General features: G+C 69.5%; 17 protein-coding genes and 3 pseudogenes. 10 read left to right on the top strand and 10 right to left on the bottom strand.

Annotation, left to right across the window (positions count from 1 at the left end; translation table 11 throughout):
• The first annotated feature begins 400 nt into the window (after positions 1-400).
• Positions 401-781 carry a hypothetical protein gene (locus tag AB0M76_RS36165; RefSeq protein WP_266670986.1) on the top strand — a complete coding sequence of 127 codons (381 nt, stop codon included), beginning with the start codon at positions 401-403 and terminating at the stop codon, positions 779-781.
• Positions 782-1,373: 592 nt separating this feature from the next.
• Here AB0M76_RS36165 and AB0M76_RS36160 read toward each other — a convergent pair.
• Positions 1,374-2,036, bottom strand: a complete 663-nt coding sequence (locus AB0M76_RS36160; protein ID WP_365956988.1) for a deoxynucleoside kinase — start codon at positions 2,034-2,036, stop codon at positions 1,374-1,376.
• Between the two features lie 941 nt (positions 2,037-2,977).
• On the opposite strand from AB0M76_RS36160, the gene AB0M76_RS36155 reads away from it, so the two are divergent.
• The 4 genes and pseudogenes from AB0M76_RS36155 to AB0M76_RS36140 form a co-directional block, all read left to right on the top strand.
• Positions 2,978-3,175, top strand: coding sequence for a hypothetical protein (locus AB0M76_RS36155; RefSeq protein ID WP_365956987.1), 198 nt, complete (start codon positions 2,978-2,980; stop codon positions 3,173-3,175).
• Positions 3,176-3,508: 333 nt separating this feature from the next.
• The gene (locus AB0M76_RS36150; RefSeq protein WP_365956986.1) at positions 3,509-4,000 is read left to right on the top strand and encodes a hypothetical protein; all 492 of its coding nucleotides are present in this window, start codon (positions 3,509-3,511) and stop codon (positions 3,998-4,000) included.
• Between the two features lie 345 nt (positions 4,001-4,345).
• Positions 4,346-4,771: a peptidase inhibitor family I36 protein gene (locus AB0M76_RS36145; protein ID WP_365956985.1), complete on the top strand. Its 426-nt coding sequence runs from the start codon at positions 4,346-4,348 to the stop codon at positions 4,769-4,771.
• 505 nt (positions 4,772-5,276) lie between these two features.
• Positions 5,277-5,600, top strand: a pseudogene (locus AB0M76_RS36140) (putative immunity protein); the annotation flags it as partial.
• A 441-nt stretch (positions 5,601-6,041) separates the two neighbouring features.
• Here the strand turns inward: AB0M76_RS36140 and AB0M76_RS36135 are convergent.
• The 6 genes and pseudogenes from AB0M76_RS36135 to AB0M76_RS36110 all read right to left on the bottom strand — a co-directional run bounded on the left by AB0M76_RS36135 (position 6,042) and on the right by AB0M76_RS36110 (position 9,887).
• The gene (locus tag AB0M76_RS36135; protein ID WP_365956984.1) at positions 6,042-6,650 is read right to left on the bottom strand and encodes an alpha/beta hydrolase; all 609 of its coding nucleotides are present in this window, start codon (positions 6,648-6,650) and stop codon (positions 6,042-6,044) included.
• A complete protein-coding gene (locus tag AB0M76_RS36130; protein WP_365956983.1) occupies positions 6,647-7,135 on the bottom strand; it encodes a hypothetical protein in 489 nt (162 codons plus the stop codon). The genes AB0M76_RS36135 and AB0M76_RS36130 overlap by 4 nt, the downstream gene beginning before the upstream one ends.
• Positions 7,135-7,488, bottom strand: a complete 354-nt coding sequence (locus AB0M76_RS36125; protein ID WP_365956982.1) for a TauD/TfdA family dioxygenase — start codon at positions 7,486-7,488, stop codon at positions 7,135-7,137. The genes AB0M76_RS36130 and AB0M76_RS36125 overlap by 1 nt, the downstream gene beginning before the upstream one ends.
• A gap of 37 nt (positions 7,489-7,525) precedes the next feature.
• Entirely contained in the window at positions 7,526-8,410 is an 885-nt protein-coding gene (locus AB0M76_RS36120; protein WP_365956981.1) for a quinone oxidoreductase, read from the bottom strand.
• Between the two features lie 101 nt (positions 8,411-8,511).
• A pseudogene (locus AB0M76_RS36115) lies at positions 8,512-8,619 on the bottom strand (3-keto-5-aminohexanoate cleavage protein); the annotation flags it as partial.
• Positions 8,620-8,945: 326 nt separating this feature from the next.
• Positions 8,946-9,887, bottom strand: coding sequence for an AraC family transcriptional regulator (locus tag AB0M76_RS36110; protein WP_365956980.1), 942 nt, complete (start codon positions 9,885-9,887; stop codon positions 8,946-8,948).
• Here AB0M76_RS36110 and AB0M76_RS36105 point away from each other — a divergent pair.
• The 3 genes and pseudogenes from AB0M76_RS36105 to AB0M76_RS36095 all read left to right on the top strand — a co-directional run.
• Positions 9,871-10,101 carry an AMP-binding protein gene (locus tag AB0M76_RS36105; RefSeq protein WP_365956979.1) on the top strand — a complete coding sequence of 77 codons (231 nt, stop codon included), beginning with the start codon at positions 9,871-9,873 and terminating at the stop codon, positions 10,099-10,101. The two genes, AB0M76_RS36110 and AB0M76_RS36105, sit on opposite strands and share 17 nt — an antisense overlap.
• Positions 9,995-11,305 (top strand): long-chain fatty acid--CoA ligase, encoded by a 1,311-nt coding sequence (locus AB0M76_RS36100; RefSeq protein WP_365956978.1) that lies wholly within the window; start codon positions 9,995-9,997, stop codon positions 11,303-11,305. Before AB0M76_RS36105 ends, AB0M76_RS36100 begins: the two co-directional genes overlap by 107 nt.
• A 137-nt stretch (positions 11,306-11,442) precedes the next feature.
• A pseudogene (locus AB0M76_RS36095) lies at positions 11,443-11,655 on the top strand (hypothetical protein); the annotation flags it as partial.
• A 415-nt stretch (positions 11,656-12,070) separates the two neighbouring features.
• Here the strand turns inward: AB0M76_RS36095 and AB0M76_RS36090 are convergent.
• Both AB0M76_RS36090 and AB0M76_RS36085 read right to left on the bottom strand, forming a co-directional pair.
• Positions 12,071-12,793 carry an alpha/beta hydrolase gene (locus AB0M76_RS36090; protein WP_365956977.1) on the bottom strand — a complete coding sequence of 241 codons (723 nt, stop codon included), beginning with the start codon at positions 12,791-12,793 and terminating at the stop codon, positions 12,071-12,073.
• 217 nt (positions 12,794-13,010) lie between these two features.
• Positions 13,011-13,562: a transposase family protein gene (locus tag AB0M76_RS36085; RefSeq protein WP_365956976.1), complete on the bottom strand. Its 552-nt coding sequence runs from the start codon at positions 13,560-13,562 to the stop codon at positions 13,011-13,013.
• A 113-nt stretch (positions 13,563-13,675) separates the two neighbouring features.
• Between AB0M76_RS36085 and AB0M76_RS36080 the strand changes: the two genes are divergently transcribed.
• A complete protein-coding gene (locus AB0M76_RS36080; protein WP_365956975.1) occupies positions 13,676-14,335 on the top strand; it encodes an MSMEG_1061 family FMN-dependent PPOX-type flavoprotein in 660 nt (219 codons plus the stop codon).
• 120 nt (positions 14,336-14,455) lie between these two features.
• Here the strand turns inward: AB0M76_RS36080 and AB0M76_RS36075 are convergent, their stop codons facing one another.
• Positions 14,456-15,157 carry an FAD-dependent monooxygenase gene (locus tag AB0M76_RS36075; RefSeq protein WP_365956974.1) on the bottom strand — a complete coding sequence of 234 codons (702 nt, stop codon included), beginning with the start codon at positions 15,155-15,157 and terminating at the stop codon, positions 14,456-14,458.
• 17 nt (positions 15,158-15,174) lie between these two features.
• Between AB0M76_RS36075 and AB0M76_RS36070 the strand changes: the two genes are divergently transcribed.
• A complete protein-coding gene (locus tag AB0M76_RS36070; protein ID WP_365956973.1) occupies positions 15,175-15,327 on the top strand; it encodes a TetR/AcrR family transcriptional regulator C-terminal domain-containing protein in 153 nt (50 codons plus the stop codon).
• Positions 15,328-15,368 lie beyond the last annotated feature (41 nt).

Below are 15,368 nucleotides of genomic sequence, written 5' to 3'. Positions count from 1 at the left end.
GCGCGACAGACCGCGTCCTGCCGGCGCGGGCCAGGACCGCGATGGCGCGGGGGAGCTCGCTGTCGTCGGGCAGCGAGCGGTGCAAGGGCAGGTCGGTGCGCATGATGTGCGCGAGGGACAGCGCGTCGCGCTCCGCGAGCCCAGCCAGTGTCCCGGACAAGAGGCCGGGAGATGCGTCCTCATCACGGCGACCCGGGCGTCGGGTTCCGATCCCGGGGTCCTGATAGCCATGGCGCGCATCACCCATCAGGGAAATGCCGATCTGCGGGCATTGGCGGAACAGGTTCCATTTACTCGGCTGTTCTTTTTGGCTAATTCGGGCCCGTCAGGCGCCATTGACCCTGCTGGGGAACCTGAAATAGCGTTCCGACAACAAACCCAACCAGGGGGGAACCAGTCCATGCGCAGCAAGAAGACGATCGCCCTCGTGCTCGGTGGCGCCACGGCCTTGGCCGGGACCGTCGTGTTCGGCGGCACGGCTCAGGCCGCGACGCTTGAGCCGACCGGTACCAAAGTGACGGAGCACGTCGTCTGGGAGGCTCCCGTACCTGGGAAGGTCACCCCGATGCACGTCCCGAACCACGGTTTCAACACGTACTCCTTCAACGGCGTTTCGTGGCGCGCGACCGTCACCGTCGACTACGGCCGTACCGGAGCGTGGACCCACTGCAGCGACGGCACGGACATCCACGGCCCGCTGCAGGGGCCGGGATTCTGGGACTTTGGCGGTAGCTGTAGCGGTCATGGAACGATCACGAAGTACGGGTGGTACGACGGCTGATCGGTCCTCGGTGGGCGTTCCGCTGCCCAAAGAGAACAGTGCGGCTGGGAGGATTTCCGGTTTTACGAAATACCCTCGACGTGAACGCGTTCCGGGGATTTCCGCAGCCCGCCCGCGCACCTGAGGCGCACCTGGGCGGACATCCGGCGCGCCGACCCGGGCGCGTACCAGCTGACCTTCGGCTCCGGCACCCCCGTCCGTCTCCGCCTCCGGTGCAGGGCCTGGGAGCCGGTGCCGCAGCCGACGTCGACGATCACCTCGTCCGGCCGCGGAGCCACATGATGCATGGCCGGCAGGCCGCGCCAGAGCCGCTCGCGCACCAGCGCGGCCACGGGGTCGTTGAGGCCTGTGGGGCGAAGAGGCCGGCAGCGCGTGTGAACGCACGGGCGGCGCGCGGCAGCAGTTTCGCTGGATGGGGTCATGACGGCAGTGTCCGGCGCGCCCGGGCGGCCCCGGTCTTGTACGAACCGCTTCGCCCCGAGGCCGCCGCCGCCCGGACCCGTGCCCGGACGGTGACGTTCCCGCCCGCCCCGGCCCCGGGGAAGTCCCGAACAGGTGTGAGCCCCGTTCGGCGGCGGACCTGACGGAAAGCTCAGCCCCGGCGCTGGACCGCCGCCAGGGCGTTCTTGACCTCTTGAGCCACGCGGGCCGCATCCTTGGGGTTGTTCACCACGTCTGTGTGGTTCATGTCGACGACAAGCACCTCGCTGGCCGAGTAGTGCTTGTGCACCCAGTCGTCATAGCCGGACCACAGCGTCCGGTAGTACTCGACGAGGCTCTCGTCCTGTTCGAAATTGCGGCCCCGCAGCCCGATGCGGTGCAGCACTGTCTCGAAGTCCGCCTTGAGATAGACCATGAGATCGGGCGCCTTGCGGTACGGCAGGCCGTCGATTTCGCGCATCATCTCGTTGAGCAGCCCCTCGTACACCCCCATCTCGAGGGAGCTGATCCGGCCCAGGTCGTGATTGACCTTGGCGAAGTACCAGTCCTCGTAGATGGACCGGTCGAGGACGTTGTCGCCCTGCTTGTACGCCTCCTTGATCGAGGCGAACCGCGTCTGCAGGAAGTAGAGCTGGAGCAGGAAGGGGTAGCGCTTGGCCTGGATCTCCTCGGGGCTCGCCGTGTAGAAGAGCGGAAGGACCGGATTGTCGTCCACGCTCTCGTAGAAGACTTCGCTGCCCAGCTCCTTGGCGAGCAGTTCGGCCACACTCGTCTTGCCGATGCCGATCATGCCTCCGACGCAGATCACTGGCATACCTCACTTCTCCCTGGGGATCATCTGTTCCTGCACGGGTGGGCTGGGCACCCCACGCCACTGAGACGCACGCCGGCGGTCACGCGATTCCCCGGGATCTTCATGATCAGCGTCATGTGGTCCTTGTCCGGACCAGCCTTGAATCTTAAATGATGATTCGCCCCCTGCTGGCCAGAGCGCCGGCACCCGCCTCGCCCCGCTCTCCGGCGCCGTCACCGTCGGCCGCCGCACCGGCCCCGCTGAGACCGGACAAGATCGTCGAACCCTCCCAGCTTCGGCGACGCCCAGCGCGGCGCGGGGGCGGGTCTGGGCCTCGCGTGGCCCGGTGGGCGACGACGGGGGAGCCGTAGCCGCCGGAGAGCAGCATCAGCGCTCGGCCGCTGGAACCGATAGGCAGTCCGCTCAGGCCCGGTCCCTCGAACGCTCCCCCCTCGGGTCGAAGATCACCCCCTGAAACTGCTCACGCAGCCGCACGGGATACGGGCCGAACCTGTCGATCGGCAGGGAGGGCTCGATGAATTTCCACTCCGGATCGGCCAGTTGCGCACGTCGCGCCAGAGTCCTGCCGGACCACCGGCTCGCACACGGCCGGAAACCGTAGATCACAACCAAGAACAGACGTGGTCCGCATCCGTCCGGCACGACACCGTGAAGGCGCGCTCGTGCCACGACGAACAACTGCTTCACCAGGACGGAACCACGCCCTCACCTCCGTACCAGGACGCGAAGGAAAGCCCACCCACCCCGGGACCCGGCGGGCGGGCCGGACGGTCAGTCGAGGTGATCGTCGAGCCGCAGCGGTACGGCCGCGTCCGGTGTGGCTTCGGTGCATCGCCGACCCGTGATCCGGTGGCGCCAGGCGACGGCGCCGCACGCCGCGAGCAATGCGGCCGCGCATCTCCGGATCGCCGGTCAGCTGCAGCCTGGCACTGACTACGGACGTGAAGAGCATCCCGCACAGACCTGCGGCGGTCAGCAGGGCGCAGAACAGTACGAAGGAGGGCGAGAGTGCACTCGCGACCTCGAGCGCCCCGAAGCACAAGGCCGCGCCGGTGACCATCGCGGGCCGGATCTCCGTGGCGCCCGGCCGCGGCCGGCGGGCCGCAGAGGGCTCCGAGCGCGAGCAGAGCGGCCCCTGAGCCCTGAGCCGCGCTTGAACGACTCACAACGGACGTGGACGCGGAAGCGGACGTACGCGACGCCGCGCGTGAAGTCCTGGCGCTGCCGATCGAGTGGCCCTGACCTCGCGCAATGAGCTTGCGGATCGCTGTGCACGCTCAGACGTACTCACCCCGCTGTTCCTGGACACCGCCGAAGCCGCCCGTCGGGCGTGCCGACTCGAGAGGTACCCGCCAGTAGGTTCCCAACAGGGCCTGGTTACAGTTTTCTTGACTGACCGCCAGCGACGTTCGAGGCCGGCGGGAGAGCGTGCGTGCGGCGGTGTGCCGTCGCGCGCGGGAACGAAGGAAATCATGGGTTCGATACACAAGCGCGTCGGCGCGGTCCTCAGTACGGCCGCCCTGTTCGTCGGCGTGGCGCTCACGGCCGGGGCTGGAACCGCCAGCGCCGACGAGACGGGCGACCTCACGCCCGACATTGACGTCTCCGTGTCCACGACCGGGGTCACGGGCCTTACCGCGATGTCGGCGGACGGGTCGTTCACGATCAACATCTTCAGCCCCAGGGACGGCCACGAGATGGGCTTCGCCCGGTGGAACGCCGACCCGCAGCCCGCGCCCGACATCCCGGGCGACTCCCTCATCGCCAAGGACATCAGCCCCGACGGCTGGGCGGTCGAGGCCGAGCTGAGCAACGGCCGCATCGCCTCCACACGCGGCCACAAGGCGATCTACATGAAGGTCGCTTCCGGCAACCTGCCCGAGGGGCACCAGTACAAGCTGCGTGGGTGCGTCGTGAAGGGCAGCGAGCGCAAGTGCACCCCCTGGCATCCGGTCCACGCCTGATCCGCTGAAGGTCCGGGCCGCTCAGCGGCCCGGCCGACGCCCGTGTCTCGGGCAGAGTGCGCACTGTTCGAGCTCGGCCTGCGGGGGCGGGCGTGTCAGTACGCGAAGCCGGATTTGAACGTGCCGATACCGGGAAGGGCCGGGCCCGCCTGGTTCTGTCCGGGGGATCAAGGCGGAACCAGGGGTGTGGTGCCACTGCGCCGACGGCCGGTCGCAGGCGGCTACGACCGGCACCGGGCACGACGTCCGGTGATGCGATCAAGGCGGAACGGAGGTGCGCTGGAACAGCAGCCCCCGCAGGCCGCCGCGAGGCCTGCGGCCTCCCGGAGAGCGGCGGTGATCCCCGTGACCGTACACGCCCTGGCCGCCGTGGTCGTCAGCGGTGCGGTCTGCGTCGCCTTCACCCTCGCCCCCGCCACCCCGCCGGCGCAGGCCGCCGTCCCCGTCCCGTCCGAGCCCTGCACCTCCGGCTGGGTGTGCGGCTGGACCGGCCCCGGCTACACGGGCGTGGCGAGCTTCGTCTCGCAGGACATGCCGCGGTACCCGGAGACGACCGCGTACGTCGGATTCAACGGCGGTGAGTCGGTGTGGAACAGTGCCCGGACGTGGCGCCGCAACGGCCGGCTGTGGGGCCGGTGCGTCACCGTGTACAGCAGCACCGAGTACCGGGGCCAGAGTCGGACCATCCGCCCGGACCAGGGCATCGCCCGGATCCCCGCGTCGTTCGGGAACATCCACTCCAACCGTTTCCACGCGTGCCGGCTGTCCTGACCGCCCCGAACGCGTGGTGTGGCGTTACCGGCTGACGGTGCGGAATGCGCGCCGCAGGCGTCTCCGCTGCCGGTTCGCCGGCGCCCCATTGGGCCCGGTCCGCCTCCAACCCGGCCGCGTCCGAGCGGAAGATCTGCTCCAGCTCACCGGGCGTCGGCTCGGCCGCGAACCGGCCATAGCGGGCAACTGATCGCCGGACGGGAAACAACTGGCATAGAACTGGAACGTAGGGCCGCTGACCAGTGCATTTAGCCAGAGTCGCCGAACCGAACCAAGATCGGCCCGTTGTCGCTACTGACGCCTGGCACGAAGATGACCACGCCCCCGCTCTCTACGCGTTCAAGAACCTGCTCGGCGGCCTCGAAACCCATGACCCGAAGCGGTGGGAGCCGAAGAGGAAGGACTTCGCGGCCCGCACAAGCAGCGGAGCCCTATTCAACGACCGCGCCGAGTACGTCCTCGCCCGGGCGCTCGATGCCAGCGGACGACAATGCCACCGGCGAGGCGAGGCGAGGTCAAGATGACCCAGTCACGTGCGGCAGGCGGCCATGCAATGGGTGCGGCCAGAGACCTGTGTGGGGCAGCACGGCATGCCGCGTACGCTGCGGGCCAGGCCGGGGCTGTCGCACACGTCGCCGCGCACGAGCTCGGTGCGGCCGCCTATGCGATCAAGGCCGCACGTGCTGCCGCGCCTGAAGGCGAGGGCGAGGCGGCAGGGCGACTCGAGTGCCAGTGGCAGCGTGACCAGCTTCCGGAGGCGATCCGGGAACTCGTACTTGACGACCAGCGGTTGCGGAACGACATCTGCTGGTCGGTGTTTGACTGCTGAGCGTACGTCGGGGCGCCCAGCACCGCCCACAAGCACAACGGGGTCCAATCTGTCCCAGCGGCGGCGCGAGGTTCGCTCGGTGTCACGCTGCGTGCCCATAGCCGTCCGAGGACGCGGACTGTCGCCGGGGAGCGGGCTGACGTCGACGTCAGGGTGCAGGTCGTACGCCTCGGGCTGGAGGCCGATCCCGCGGCGGACCGACCACTCCAAAATCCACCGTGACAGCTCCCGCGGATTCCATGGATGGTGTGGGCCCCCTGAACGAGTCAGGGGCGGCCATAGGCACACGCCCATACGCTCCACCAGGGCCATCCGGTAAAGAGCCGCGTTCGCCCGGCGGTTGCCGCCTCGGTTCAGCGTGCGCCGCTACCAGGACGCTCTTGAGCTGGTTGATGGCCTGTGTCGGCACGGGCGGCGGCGCGTGGGCGGGAGTGCTGCGGACTACGAGGCGGGCTGTGGGGCCCTGTGGCACCAGCGGCGTTCGAGCACCTCGACGAGTTCCTCGGCCAGGGGCCACGGGCCGTGTCCGGAGGCGGGGTTGAGGTGTCCGACGGGGCCGAGTTCCACCAGGCGGCTCCCCCACTCCCGCGCGAGTTCGGCGACGCGCCCCGCGGATCCCAGGGGATCGTTCGAACTGGCCGCGACGATGCTGGGGAAGGGCAGCGGCTTCCTGGGCACCGGTGTCCAGCCGTGCGTCGCCAGCTCGTCGGGGGTGGGGTAGCCGTCCGGCAGCGGCGTCCCGAAATCCGGGGGAGTGGCCAGCAGGGCGCCCCGGACGTCCGCGTCGTGCCACTGGGCCGACTGCACCGTGGTCATGACGCCCGCACTGTGGGGGACGATGATCACAGGCCCGGTGATCTGCACCATCACCTCGACCACGTTGGCGACGTGGGCGTCGCGGCTGAGCCGGTTGCGCACCAGCGGGGGAACGGTGTGGACGGTGCGGCCTGCATCGCCGAGCCGCTCGGCCAGAACGGTCTGCCAGTGGTCCTCGACGTGTTCCCGCATGCCGGGAACGATCACGATCGTCGGCACAGCGCTCCCGGTCATGAAGACGTCTCCGGTTCCTCGGCCTCCGCCGTCGCGGCGGGCGCGGTGAGGCGGTGGAGATCGCGTGTGTACCGGTGGCGGCCGATCAGGAAGGCCGCGGTGGCCGCTATCGCCACGAGCGGGACGAGCCGGAGCGCGCCGAGCAGACCGAGCCGGTCCGCGAGCATGCCGGTGACGGCGGGGCCGGGGGCCAGTCCGAGCAGGCTCTGGGCCAGCGTGAGCGTGGCGAACGCCGTCGCGGCGATGGCCGTGGGGGTCAGATTCGCCACCATGGCGGCTCCCGGCCCGGCCGTACCGGCGCACAGCAGGGCTCCGAGCGCAAGCACCAGCAGCTGCACCGGGCCGGCAGGCAGGCGGAACGCGGTCATCAGCAGTACGAGGAAGCCCACGCTGCAGCAGATGGCGACGGACCACTTGCGGATCGGGTAGCGCCGGCTGAACCGGTCCGAGGCGATTCCGCCGGTGATCATGCCGATTCCGATCATCAGGGCGAAGAGTTTCGCGGTCGCACCGGCCTTGTAGATGCGGACCAGGCCCCCGGGTGCTCCGGGTCGCTGCCGGCCACCGGATGGTCCTCCAGCGGTCCGAAGCGTTCGGCGAAGGCGACGTGGTCGGCCCGTGTGATGTCCTGGTCGCGCAGGAACAGCACCTTGTACTCGAGCAGCAGGATCTTGATCTCGGCGAACAGGTCGTCGTCGCGAGCGGCGTCGGCGAGGCTCACGCCGGAGAGCTCGGCGCCGATGGAACAGGTCAACGGTTCGACGGTGAGGGAGGTGCGGAGCGCCTGCGGGCGCACCAGGGCCAGAGCGTGTTGCTTCGGCCGGAGGGTTTCGGGCATGGTGCTCACTCCTCGGGTGGCGTGTGGCGGGGTGTCCTCAGAGGGCGAAGACGGAGGACCCTGTGGTCCGCCCGGCTTCCAGATCGCGATGCGCTTGTGCGGCGCCCTCGAGGGAGTAGCGCTGATTGATCTCGATCGTGATGCGTCCGGAGGCGACGTGACCGAACAGTTCACCTGCAAGGGCGTCGCGCTCCGCCGGTTCGGCGATGTAGTCGGCCAGCGCCGGACGGGTGACGAAGAGCGAACCGTTCATGGCGAGTTGCATGGCGTTGATCGGTGGCACCGGACCGGAGGCCGTGCCGAAGCAGACCAGCAGTCCGCGGCGCGACAGCGAGGCCAGCGAGCCGGTGAAGGTGTCCTTGCCGACACTGTCGAAGACGACCGGCACGCCGGCGCCGTCGGTCAGTTCGCGCACCCGTTCGGCCACGTCCTCGCGCCGGTAGTGGATGATGTGCTCGCAGCCGTGTGCGCGTGCGAGCTCCGCCTTCTCCTCGCTGGACACCGTTCCGATCACGGTGACGCCGAGGAGCCTGGCCCACTGGCTGACGATCAGGCCGACACCGCCCGCCGCCGCGTGGAGCAGTACGGTGTCACCGGCCTTCAACGGGTGGATCCGGCGCAGCAGATACGCCGAGGTGAGGCCGCGCATGGTCATGGCGGCGGCCGTCTCGAAGCCGATCTCGTCCGGCAGCTTGATCAGGTGCGAGGCGGGCATGACCCGCTCCGTGCTGTACGCCCCCAGCGGGCTGCCGGTGTACGTGACACGATCGCCTTCGGCGACGTGGGTGACGCCCTCGCCCACGGCCTCGACCACTCCTGAGGCCTCGACGCCGATGCCGTCGGGCAGCCGGACCGAGTAGAGACCCGTACGGAAGTACGTGTCGGCGAAGTTGAGGCCGACGGCGACGTGCCGGATGCGCACTTCGCCCGGACCCGGGTCACCGACAGTGACCCTTTCCCAGGTACCGTGGCGCCGGCGTTGTAGCAGTCGACGGCCGCCTGGACGTGCTCGTCCATGGTCAGGGGCAGGTCGTCGGCGTCGCCGGGCAGCCACTCCGGCCCGTACGGGGCGGCCTGGATGACGAGCTTCTCCTGGTTCTCGGGGAAGAGCGAGTCGTCGTGAAAATGCACGGTCCTTCTCCTTCGCGTACGGGTGATCACCGGCCCTGGCAGTCGGTACCTGCGGAGTCGGATCTTCTGGCGGCAGGGACCGGCGCAGGCGGGTCGGGGAGGACATCGGGCGTGCGGGCCCGGGTGTGTTCGGCTGGTCCGGAGGAGAGCGAGCCGTAGGGGAAACGGCCCGTCTCACCTCCGGCAGCCGACCGCCTTGAGCGGTGCAGCCAAGGTAGGGCCGGGTGAGTACGGCTGCTTGACCCGTGGTGACGTGCGACTTGTCATTTGGGGACAGGAGCGAGCGGCGGCCGAGGCGCCGTTCGCGCTGCGTGCTGCCGCGGGCGTCAGGACAGGCCCGTGTGCTGCTCCTCGCCCTTTTCCCTGCGCCACTGCCTCGGACTGCACCCGAACTGTTCGTGGAACCACCGGGAGAACGCGCTCAGGGACGAGAAGCCCAGGAGGTCGGAGATCTCCGTCAGAGAGCGGCGGGGATGGGCCACGAACTGCTCCGCGAGCCGCAGCCGTGTGGCGTTGAGCAGCGAGGAGAACGTCTCTCCCGAGTGGGCCAGATGACGGTGGACGGTGCGCCGGTCGACGCCGAGGCTGCGGGCGACCTGCTCGATGGAGCATCGGCCGGTGGGCAGCAGGGCCTCGATGAGTTCGCGCACCCGGTCCGCCACCGAGGTGTCCCTGGGAGTGGCGGCGATGGCGTCGAAGTACTGCCGGGCGTAGTTCCGGAGCTGCGGGTCCGCCATGGCGTTGGGGGCGTCGAGGTCGTCGGCGTAGAAGACGATGCCGTTGAACTCGCGGTCGAACTCGAGCCCGGGGCCGAACAGGCGGCGGTGCCTGCCGGAGTCCGCCGGAGGGCTGTGGGTGAACCACACCGAGAGGGGCTGCCACCGAGTGTCGAGGAATCCTCGCAGGATGCGGGAGAAGGCACCCACAGCCAGTTCCGTGGCCTGCCGGGCCGGCACCGTCTCGCCGACCCTGAGGTCCACCTTGATGGTGGCCAGGCCGTTCCCCTCGGACAGGCGCGTGTGCAGGAGCTCGTTGTACATGTGCTCGTGGCGCAGCAGCAGTGCCAGCGCACTGCGTACGTCGGGTTCCTCGCGGACGACCAGGCTGATGGGGCCCAGGTTGGAGAAGCGGCGCAGCTCGGCCATGCGCAAGCCGAAGTCGTCGTGGTGCGAGCAGGCCGCGGAGAGCTCCAGGAGGCGGACGGCGGCCGGGCCGGAGATCCACCGGTCCTGGACGGCGAGGTCCGTCGCCGTGCGCCACGACGACACGACCCTGACCTACGCCGAACTGGACGACGCGAGTGCCAGGTTCGCCGCGGTGCTGCAGGGCCGCGGAGTGCGGCCGGGTGACCGCGTAGCGATGACCATGCCCAAACGTGCCGCTGTTCCCCGTCGTCTATTACGGGGTCCTGTGGGCCGGGGGCGTGGTCGTGCCGATGAACCCGCTGCTCAAGGCCCGGGAGGTGGCGTACGTCCTGCGTGACTCCGGGGCCCGGGTCGCAGTGGCGTTCCCGCTGTTCGCGCAGGAGGTCGCGAACGCCGCTGCCGAGCTGGGGACCGAGTGCCTGGTGACGGACCCCTCGGCGTTCCATGACCTGCTCACGGCCGCAGAACCGCTGTCCGGCGTCGTCGGCCGGGAGGACGGGGACCCTGCGCTGATCCTCTACACGTCGGGCACCACCGGCACGCCCAAGGGAGCCGAGCTGACGCACGGCAACCTGGTCTCGAACACGGCCACCACCGCCGAGACCCTGATCCAGGTCGGCCCCGACGACATCCTGTTCGGCGGCCTGCCGCTGTTCCACGCGTTCGGGCAGACCTGCGCGCTCAACGCGTCCGTGGCCGCGGGGGCGACGCTGACCCTGCTGCCGCGGTTCGATCCGCAGCGGGCGCTGGAGGTCATGCACCGTGACGGGGTCACCGTGTTCCTCGGCGTACCCACGATGTACTCGGCGCTCCTCCACGCCGAACTCCCCGACAGCTTCGACGGCTCCCGGCTGCGCCTCGCCGTCTCGGGCGGTGCCGCGATCCCCGTCGAGGTGCTGCAAGGATTCGAGCGGCGCTTCGACGCCACGGTGCTGGAGGGCTACGGCCTCTCCGAGACGTCGCCGGTGGCCTCCTTCAACCACCCGGACCGCCCGCGCAAGGCCGGCTCCATCGGCGTTCCGATCCGCGGGGTCGAGATGAAGCTCGTCGCCGAGGACGGCTCCGAGGCAGGCCCGGGCGAGGTCGGCGAGATCGCGATCCGCGGCGAGAACCTGATGAACGGCTACTTCAACCGCCCGAAGGAGACGGCGGAAGCCGTACGCGACGGATGGTTCCACACCGGCGACCTGGCCCGCGTCGACGAGGAAGGGTTCTACTTCATCGTCGACCGCAAGAAGGATCTGATCATCCGCGGCGGCTACAACGTGTACCCGCGGGAGGTCGAGGAAGTTCTGTACGAGCACCCCGCCGTGGCCGAGGCCGCAGTGGTCGGCGTGCCGCACGAGGTGCACGGGGAGGAGGTCGCGGCGGTGATCGCCCTGCGAGAGGGCGCCGACGCGACGGCCGAAGAGATCCGAGACTACGTCAAGGAGCGGGTGGCGGCGTACAAGTACCCGCGGATCGTCACCTTCACGGCCGAACTCCCCAAGGGCCCCACGGGGAAGATCCTCAAGCGTGAGATCGTCGTCGCTCCCTCCTGAGGAGGCGCCGCGCGCCGACGGACGCGTCTGTTCGTCCCGAGTGCTCGAGCAGGGCGCCGACTGGGTCAACACATAGGTAGCCCTCCCGCACGACCTGGTCGTGAAGGTCACCGACAAAGTTCCCCCGGGGGTCATGGATGCGGTCACCCAGCCCGACGGCAGGACGATCTTCGTGGCCCCCGGCGTTCTTGACCCAGATCGAAGGGTTCGTCGGCGAAGTCGTCAAATCCGTGAAGCGTCCCGCCCTGTTCCCCGAGGAGCAGTTCAACAAGGCCGACCTGACCGCGCTGACGACCCAGTTCATTTTCGGCCACGAGATGGGGCATGCGCTGCAGCGTCAGCTTGCCCTGCCGAACCTCGGCCTCGAAGAGGACGCCGCCGACGGGTTCGCGTCGTTCTGCACCGTCAACGAGATCGGACCGGATCCGTCCCTGGCGGCCGCGATGGTCTTAACCCGCGCCCCGCTGTGCCCGCAGTCATGGGCGGCGCTGGACTACGGCTGGTGGACCCAACTCAAGCCGCACTTCAGCCGGGAGTTCAAGGGCCAGGGCGACAAGAGCCAGGAAGCCGCGCGCGCCCACCTGATCGCCGAGACGGAGCGCCGCCCCGACCGGCCGGTACCGCCGATGGCCGGTACCGCCGCGATCGGGGCGGTTGTGCATCTGCCGGGCGCCGTCATCGAGGAGGGCCGGGGCCTGTCCTCGACGAGCGGCATCATGGCCGACGCCGCTTACCGTCTGCTGCCGGCCGCCTGGCGGCCCGGCGTCACTTCAGATGCCGGCCGAAGAACCGGTTCCCGTCCTCCACCTCGAACCACGGGGTGCCGGTGTGCCCGCCCAGATTGGCGTGCAGCGTCTTCTCCTTGGTACCGAAGGCGTCGAACAGGTCCAGGGCCCGCTGCCGGGGGTTTCCTTCGTCGTCCCACTGCAGCAGGAACAGCAGCGGAACAGTGACCTGCCGGGCCTCCTCGCGCTGGGCGCGGGGCACGTAACCCCCGGCGAAGAAGCCGGCGGCCGCGATGCGCGGCTCGGCCACCGCCAGCCGAATGCCGACGGCGGTCCACCCCGAGTAGCCGACCGGGCCGCCGATTTCGGGCAGTGAAAGGAGGGCGTCCAGGGTGGTCCGCCATTCCGGGACCGCTTTTTCGACCAGCGGGCCGATGAAGGACTCGAAGATCTCATCGACGGGCTCGCCGGCCTGCATCGCCCGGCGGAGGTCGGCGCGGGCCTGCTCGTCGGCGGCGGAACGGGGCCGGTCACCGCACCCGGCGGCGTCGATGGTGGCCACCGCGTAGCCGTACGCCGCGGATTGCCGGGCCCGGGCCACCAGCCGGGAATCCCCCTTGGGCAGGCCGTTGTTGTGGGCCATGAGGATCAGCGGGGCCGGTGCGGCGGATTCAGGCGTCCACAGGGTGCCGGGGATATCGCCGAGGGTGAATTCGCGTTCGAGGACGCCGTCGTCGAGGCGCTGCTCGGAAGTGAAGTGCATGGTCATGCCTTTCGGGAGTGCTCAGAGCGGCGCTCCCGGACGACCTATCGTCCGACCGTGACCCCGGAGGGGAGCACCCATGTCGATACTGCGTTCACGGGTACCACCTCCTCGTTCTTTCGCACGGCCTCCAGGAAGGTAGCAGTGGTCGTCGTGGTCCACCAACAGGTTTCTGTAGGGGAGTGCGCGCCAGTTGCGCGGTCTCGGCCCCGCGGGCTCAGGCGAGGGCGGCGACCAGCAGGGTGAAGGCGGTGATGATGACGGCGACGCGGACGTAGTGGAAGCGGTCCCAGCGGTTCATCTGCTGCTTCCAGTCGGCCGGCAGGCCGTCGGCGGTCCACGTCTTGACCCGGCGTACCTGGGTCTCCATCCCGTCGATCCGCAAGGTGACGTCCTCGGCCGCGGCATAGGCGAACACGTCCTCCAGGGTCCGCAGCCGGATGCCGGGCCGGTCGGGGACGGCGAACCCACGCTCTGCCAGCAGCGGGCGGACCTCCCGGACAGCCCGGCCGATCGTGGAGGATCCCACCTCGTAGAGCACGCCCAACGCCTTATGGGTGAGCCCGGTCCGCAGATGGACCAGGATCACCAGGTGCCGGTCGATGAAGACCAGTTCGTATTTCGGCCCGGCCCCCGCCTCCCGCCGACGGTCGTCCTCACGTTGCCCGTGTTCTCCGGACTCGCAGCGCGCTACCCAGCGCGGGACGAGTTCCGCGGCCAACTCGCCCAGATGCTGGCGCGACAGCCCGCAGAAGGCAGGATGGGACATGGCCGCGCGGGCCTCTTTGATCGTCACACACCAGACAACTTGCGCGGCCGTCTCCATGTCCCCGCCCCCACCGGCCAAGATCAACCGCAGGTCGGCTCGTTAGGGTCGGAGGCATGACGACACCCCTTGCCGGCAGTGCCTTCGACTCGCTCCGCCTCGACGCCGTGCGCGACCGGGAGGCGTTGCGCCGGGCGTACGAACTCCCCAGCGACGCGGCCGTGCGCAAGCAGATGACCGAACTCACCGAGCACACCCGGCGGTTGATCGGCTGCTCATCGCTGGTCCTGATCGCCAGCGCGGACGCCGAGGGCAACTGCGACGTCTCGCCGCGAGGCGGCCCCGCCGGGTTCGTCGCCGTACTGGACGCACGGACGGTGGCGATTCCGGACGCGACCGGCAACAAGCGGCTGGACACCCTGCAGAACGTCATCGCCTCCGGACGGGCCGGGCTGCTGTTCGTCATCCCCGGGCGGACCACCACCCTGCGGGTGAACGGCCGGGCTGTCGTCTCCACCCGCCCGGAGCTGCTGTCGCAGCTGACCGCCGTGGGAAAGCCGCCGGCCAGTGCGCTGGTGCTGGGGATCGAGGAGGTCTACCCGCACTGCCCCAAGTCGCTCCTGCGCAGCGCGGCCTGGAAGCCGGAGCACTGGCTGCCGGCGGACGCCCAGCCGACCTCGGCCGAGGTGACGCTGGCCCAACTGCGGATGCCGGAGCTGACGATCGCCGACATCGAGCAGGCGGAGGCGGACTCGCTGAAGTACCGGTACGAGTAGCGGGCCGATCTGCGAGTGAACACCAGCCAGCTTGCCGGCCCCGGCGAAAGCAGGTTGGTGAGCGCGGGTGCGATTCTGTGCTGTACCTGTCTGCTTTGATGTCCGTTCGGGGCCAAGGGATCAGCTGTCCAGTGAGAGTGCGTTCTTGGCGTGCGCGACGGATTCCACCGAGGCGGGTCCGCCGGGATTCTGGGTGGCCAGGGCCTGGCTGAGGGTGACGAAGGGGCGCATCCGCCGTTCGTAGCGGGCATACGCGGTGCTGTGCTCGCCGTTGGCCTGGGCAAGGCAGTCGGCCAGCACGTGGGCGCCTACGAGGGCCAGGCTGGTGCCCTGCCCCGAAAGGGGGGAAGGGCAGTAGCCGGCGTCTCCGAGCAGGGTCACCCGGCCGCGCGACCACTGGTCCATGCGGATCTGGGCCATGGCGTCGCAGTAGAAGTCGGGCGCCTTCCGGGCGGCCTCGGCCAGGCGGGTCCCTTCCCACCGCATCGACGCGAGCTTGTCCACGACGAGCTGCCGGAGGGCCCCGCCGTTGCGGAGGTCGTGGGGGAGGGGGGCTGACTCGAAGCCGAAGGCGATCCTGAGTTCGGTGTTGCTGCGTACGGGCATGATGCCGAAGCCCGTGTCGCCGTCCCGCGCCCATATCTGCCAGTCGTCCAGGGCGAGGAAGTTGTCCGCGCTGAACACCGAGAGGTAGCTGCCCAGGTGGTGGGCGAAACGCTCCTCCGGACCGAAGGCCAGGCGCCGTACGGTGGAGTGGAGTCCGTCGGCCCCGACCACCAGGTCGAAGGTGCGGGACGGCGTGTGCGCGAAGTCGACGCGCACGCCGGTCTCGTCCTCGGGTGGAATCCGGCCGCTTCCCGACCTTCAGCAAGGTGGTCGGAGCCTTCGAGGACGGCTACGACGTGCATCTCGACGCACTCTTCGAATTCGGCCTCAAGGCACTGCTCGACGGCCTGACTTCCATCGTCGAAGGTCAGGAAGCTGTCGCGTAGACACATGAACGAGTTCATCGAGGGCCGGCCTCGCAAGCTCC

It is taken from the genome of Streptomyces sp. NPDC051364, assembly GCF_040682115.1.
Taxonomy (GTDB): domain Bacteria; phylum Actinomycetota; class Actinomycetes; order Streptomycetales; family Streptomycetaceae; genus Streptomyces.
This window is presented reverse-complemented; position numbering and strand designations above follow the sequence as displayed.

Excerpts from the sequence above, each read along its gene's own strand:
- AB0M76_RS36090 (WP_365956977.1), bottom strand. The coding sequence starts at position 12,793 with ATGCACTTCACTTCCGAGCAGCGCCTCGACGACGGCGTCCTCGAACGC.
- AB0M76_RS36165 (WP_266670986.1), top strand. The coding sequence starts at position 401 with ATGCGCAGCAAGAAGACGATCGCCCTCGTGCTCGGTGGCGCCACGGCC.
- AB0M76_RS36080 (WP_365956975.1), top strand. The coding sequence starts at position 13,676 with ATGACGACACCCCTTGCCGGCAGTGCCTTCGACTCGCTCCGCCTCGAC.
- AB0M76_RS36130 (WP_365956983.1), bottom strand. The coding sequence starts at position 7,135 with ATGATCGGAATCGGCATGATCACCGGCGGAATCGCCTCGGACCGGTTC.
- AB0M76_RS36160 (WP_365956988.1), bottom strand. The coding sequence starts at position 2,036 with ATGCCAGTGATCTGCGTCGGAGGCATGATCGGCATCGGCAAGACGAGT.
- AB0M76_RS36135 (WP_365956984.1), bottom strand. The coding sequence starts at position 6,650 with ATGACCGGGAGCGCTGTGCCGACGATCGTGATCGTTCCCGGCATGCGG.
- AB0M76_RS36085 (WP_365956976.1), bottom strand. The coding sequence starts at position 13,562 with ATGTCCCATCCTGCCTTCTGCGGGCTGTCGCGCCAGCATCTGGGCGAG.
- AB0M76_RS36125 (WP_365956982.1), bottom strand. The coding sequence starts at position 7,488 with ATGCCCGAAACCCTCCGGCCGAAGCAACACGCTCTGGCCCTGGTGCGC.
- AB0M76_RS36150 (WP_365956986.1), top strand. The coding sequence starts at position 3,509 with ATGGGTTCGATACACAAGCGCGTCGGCGCGGTCCTCAGTACGGCCGCC.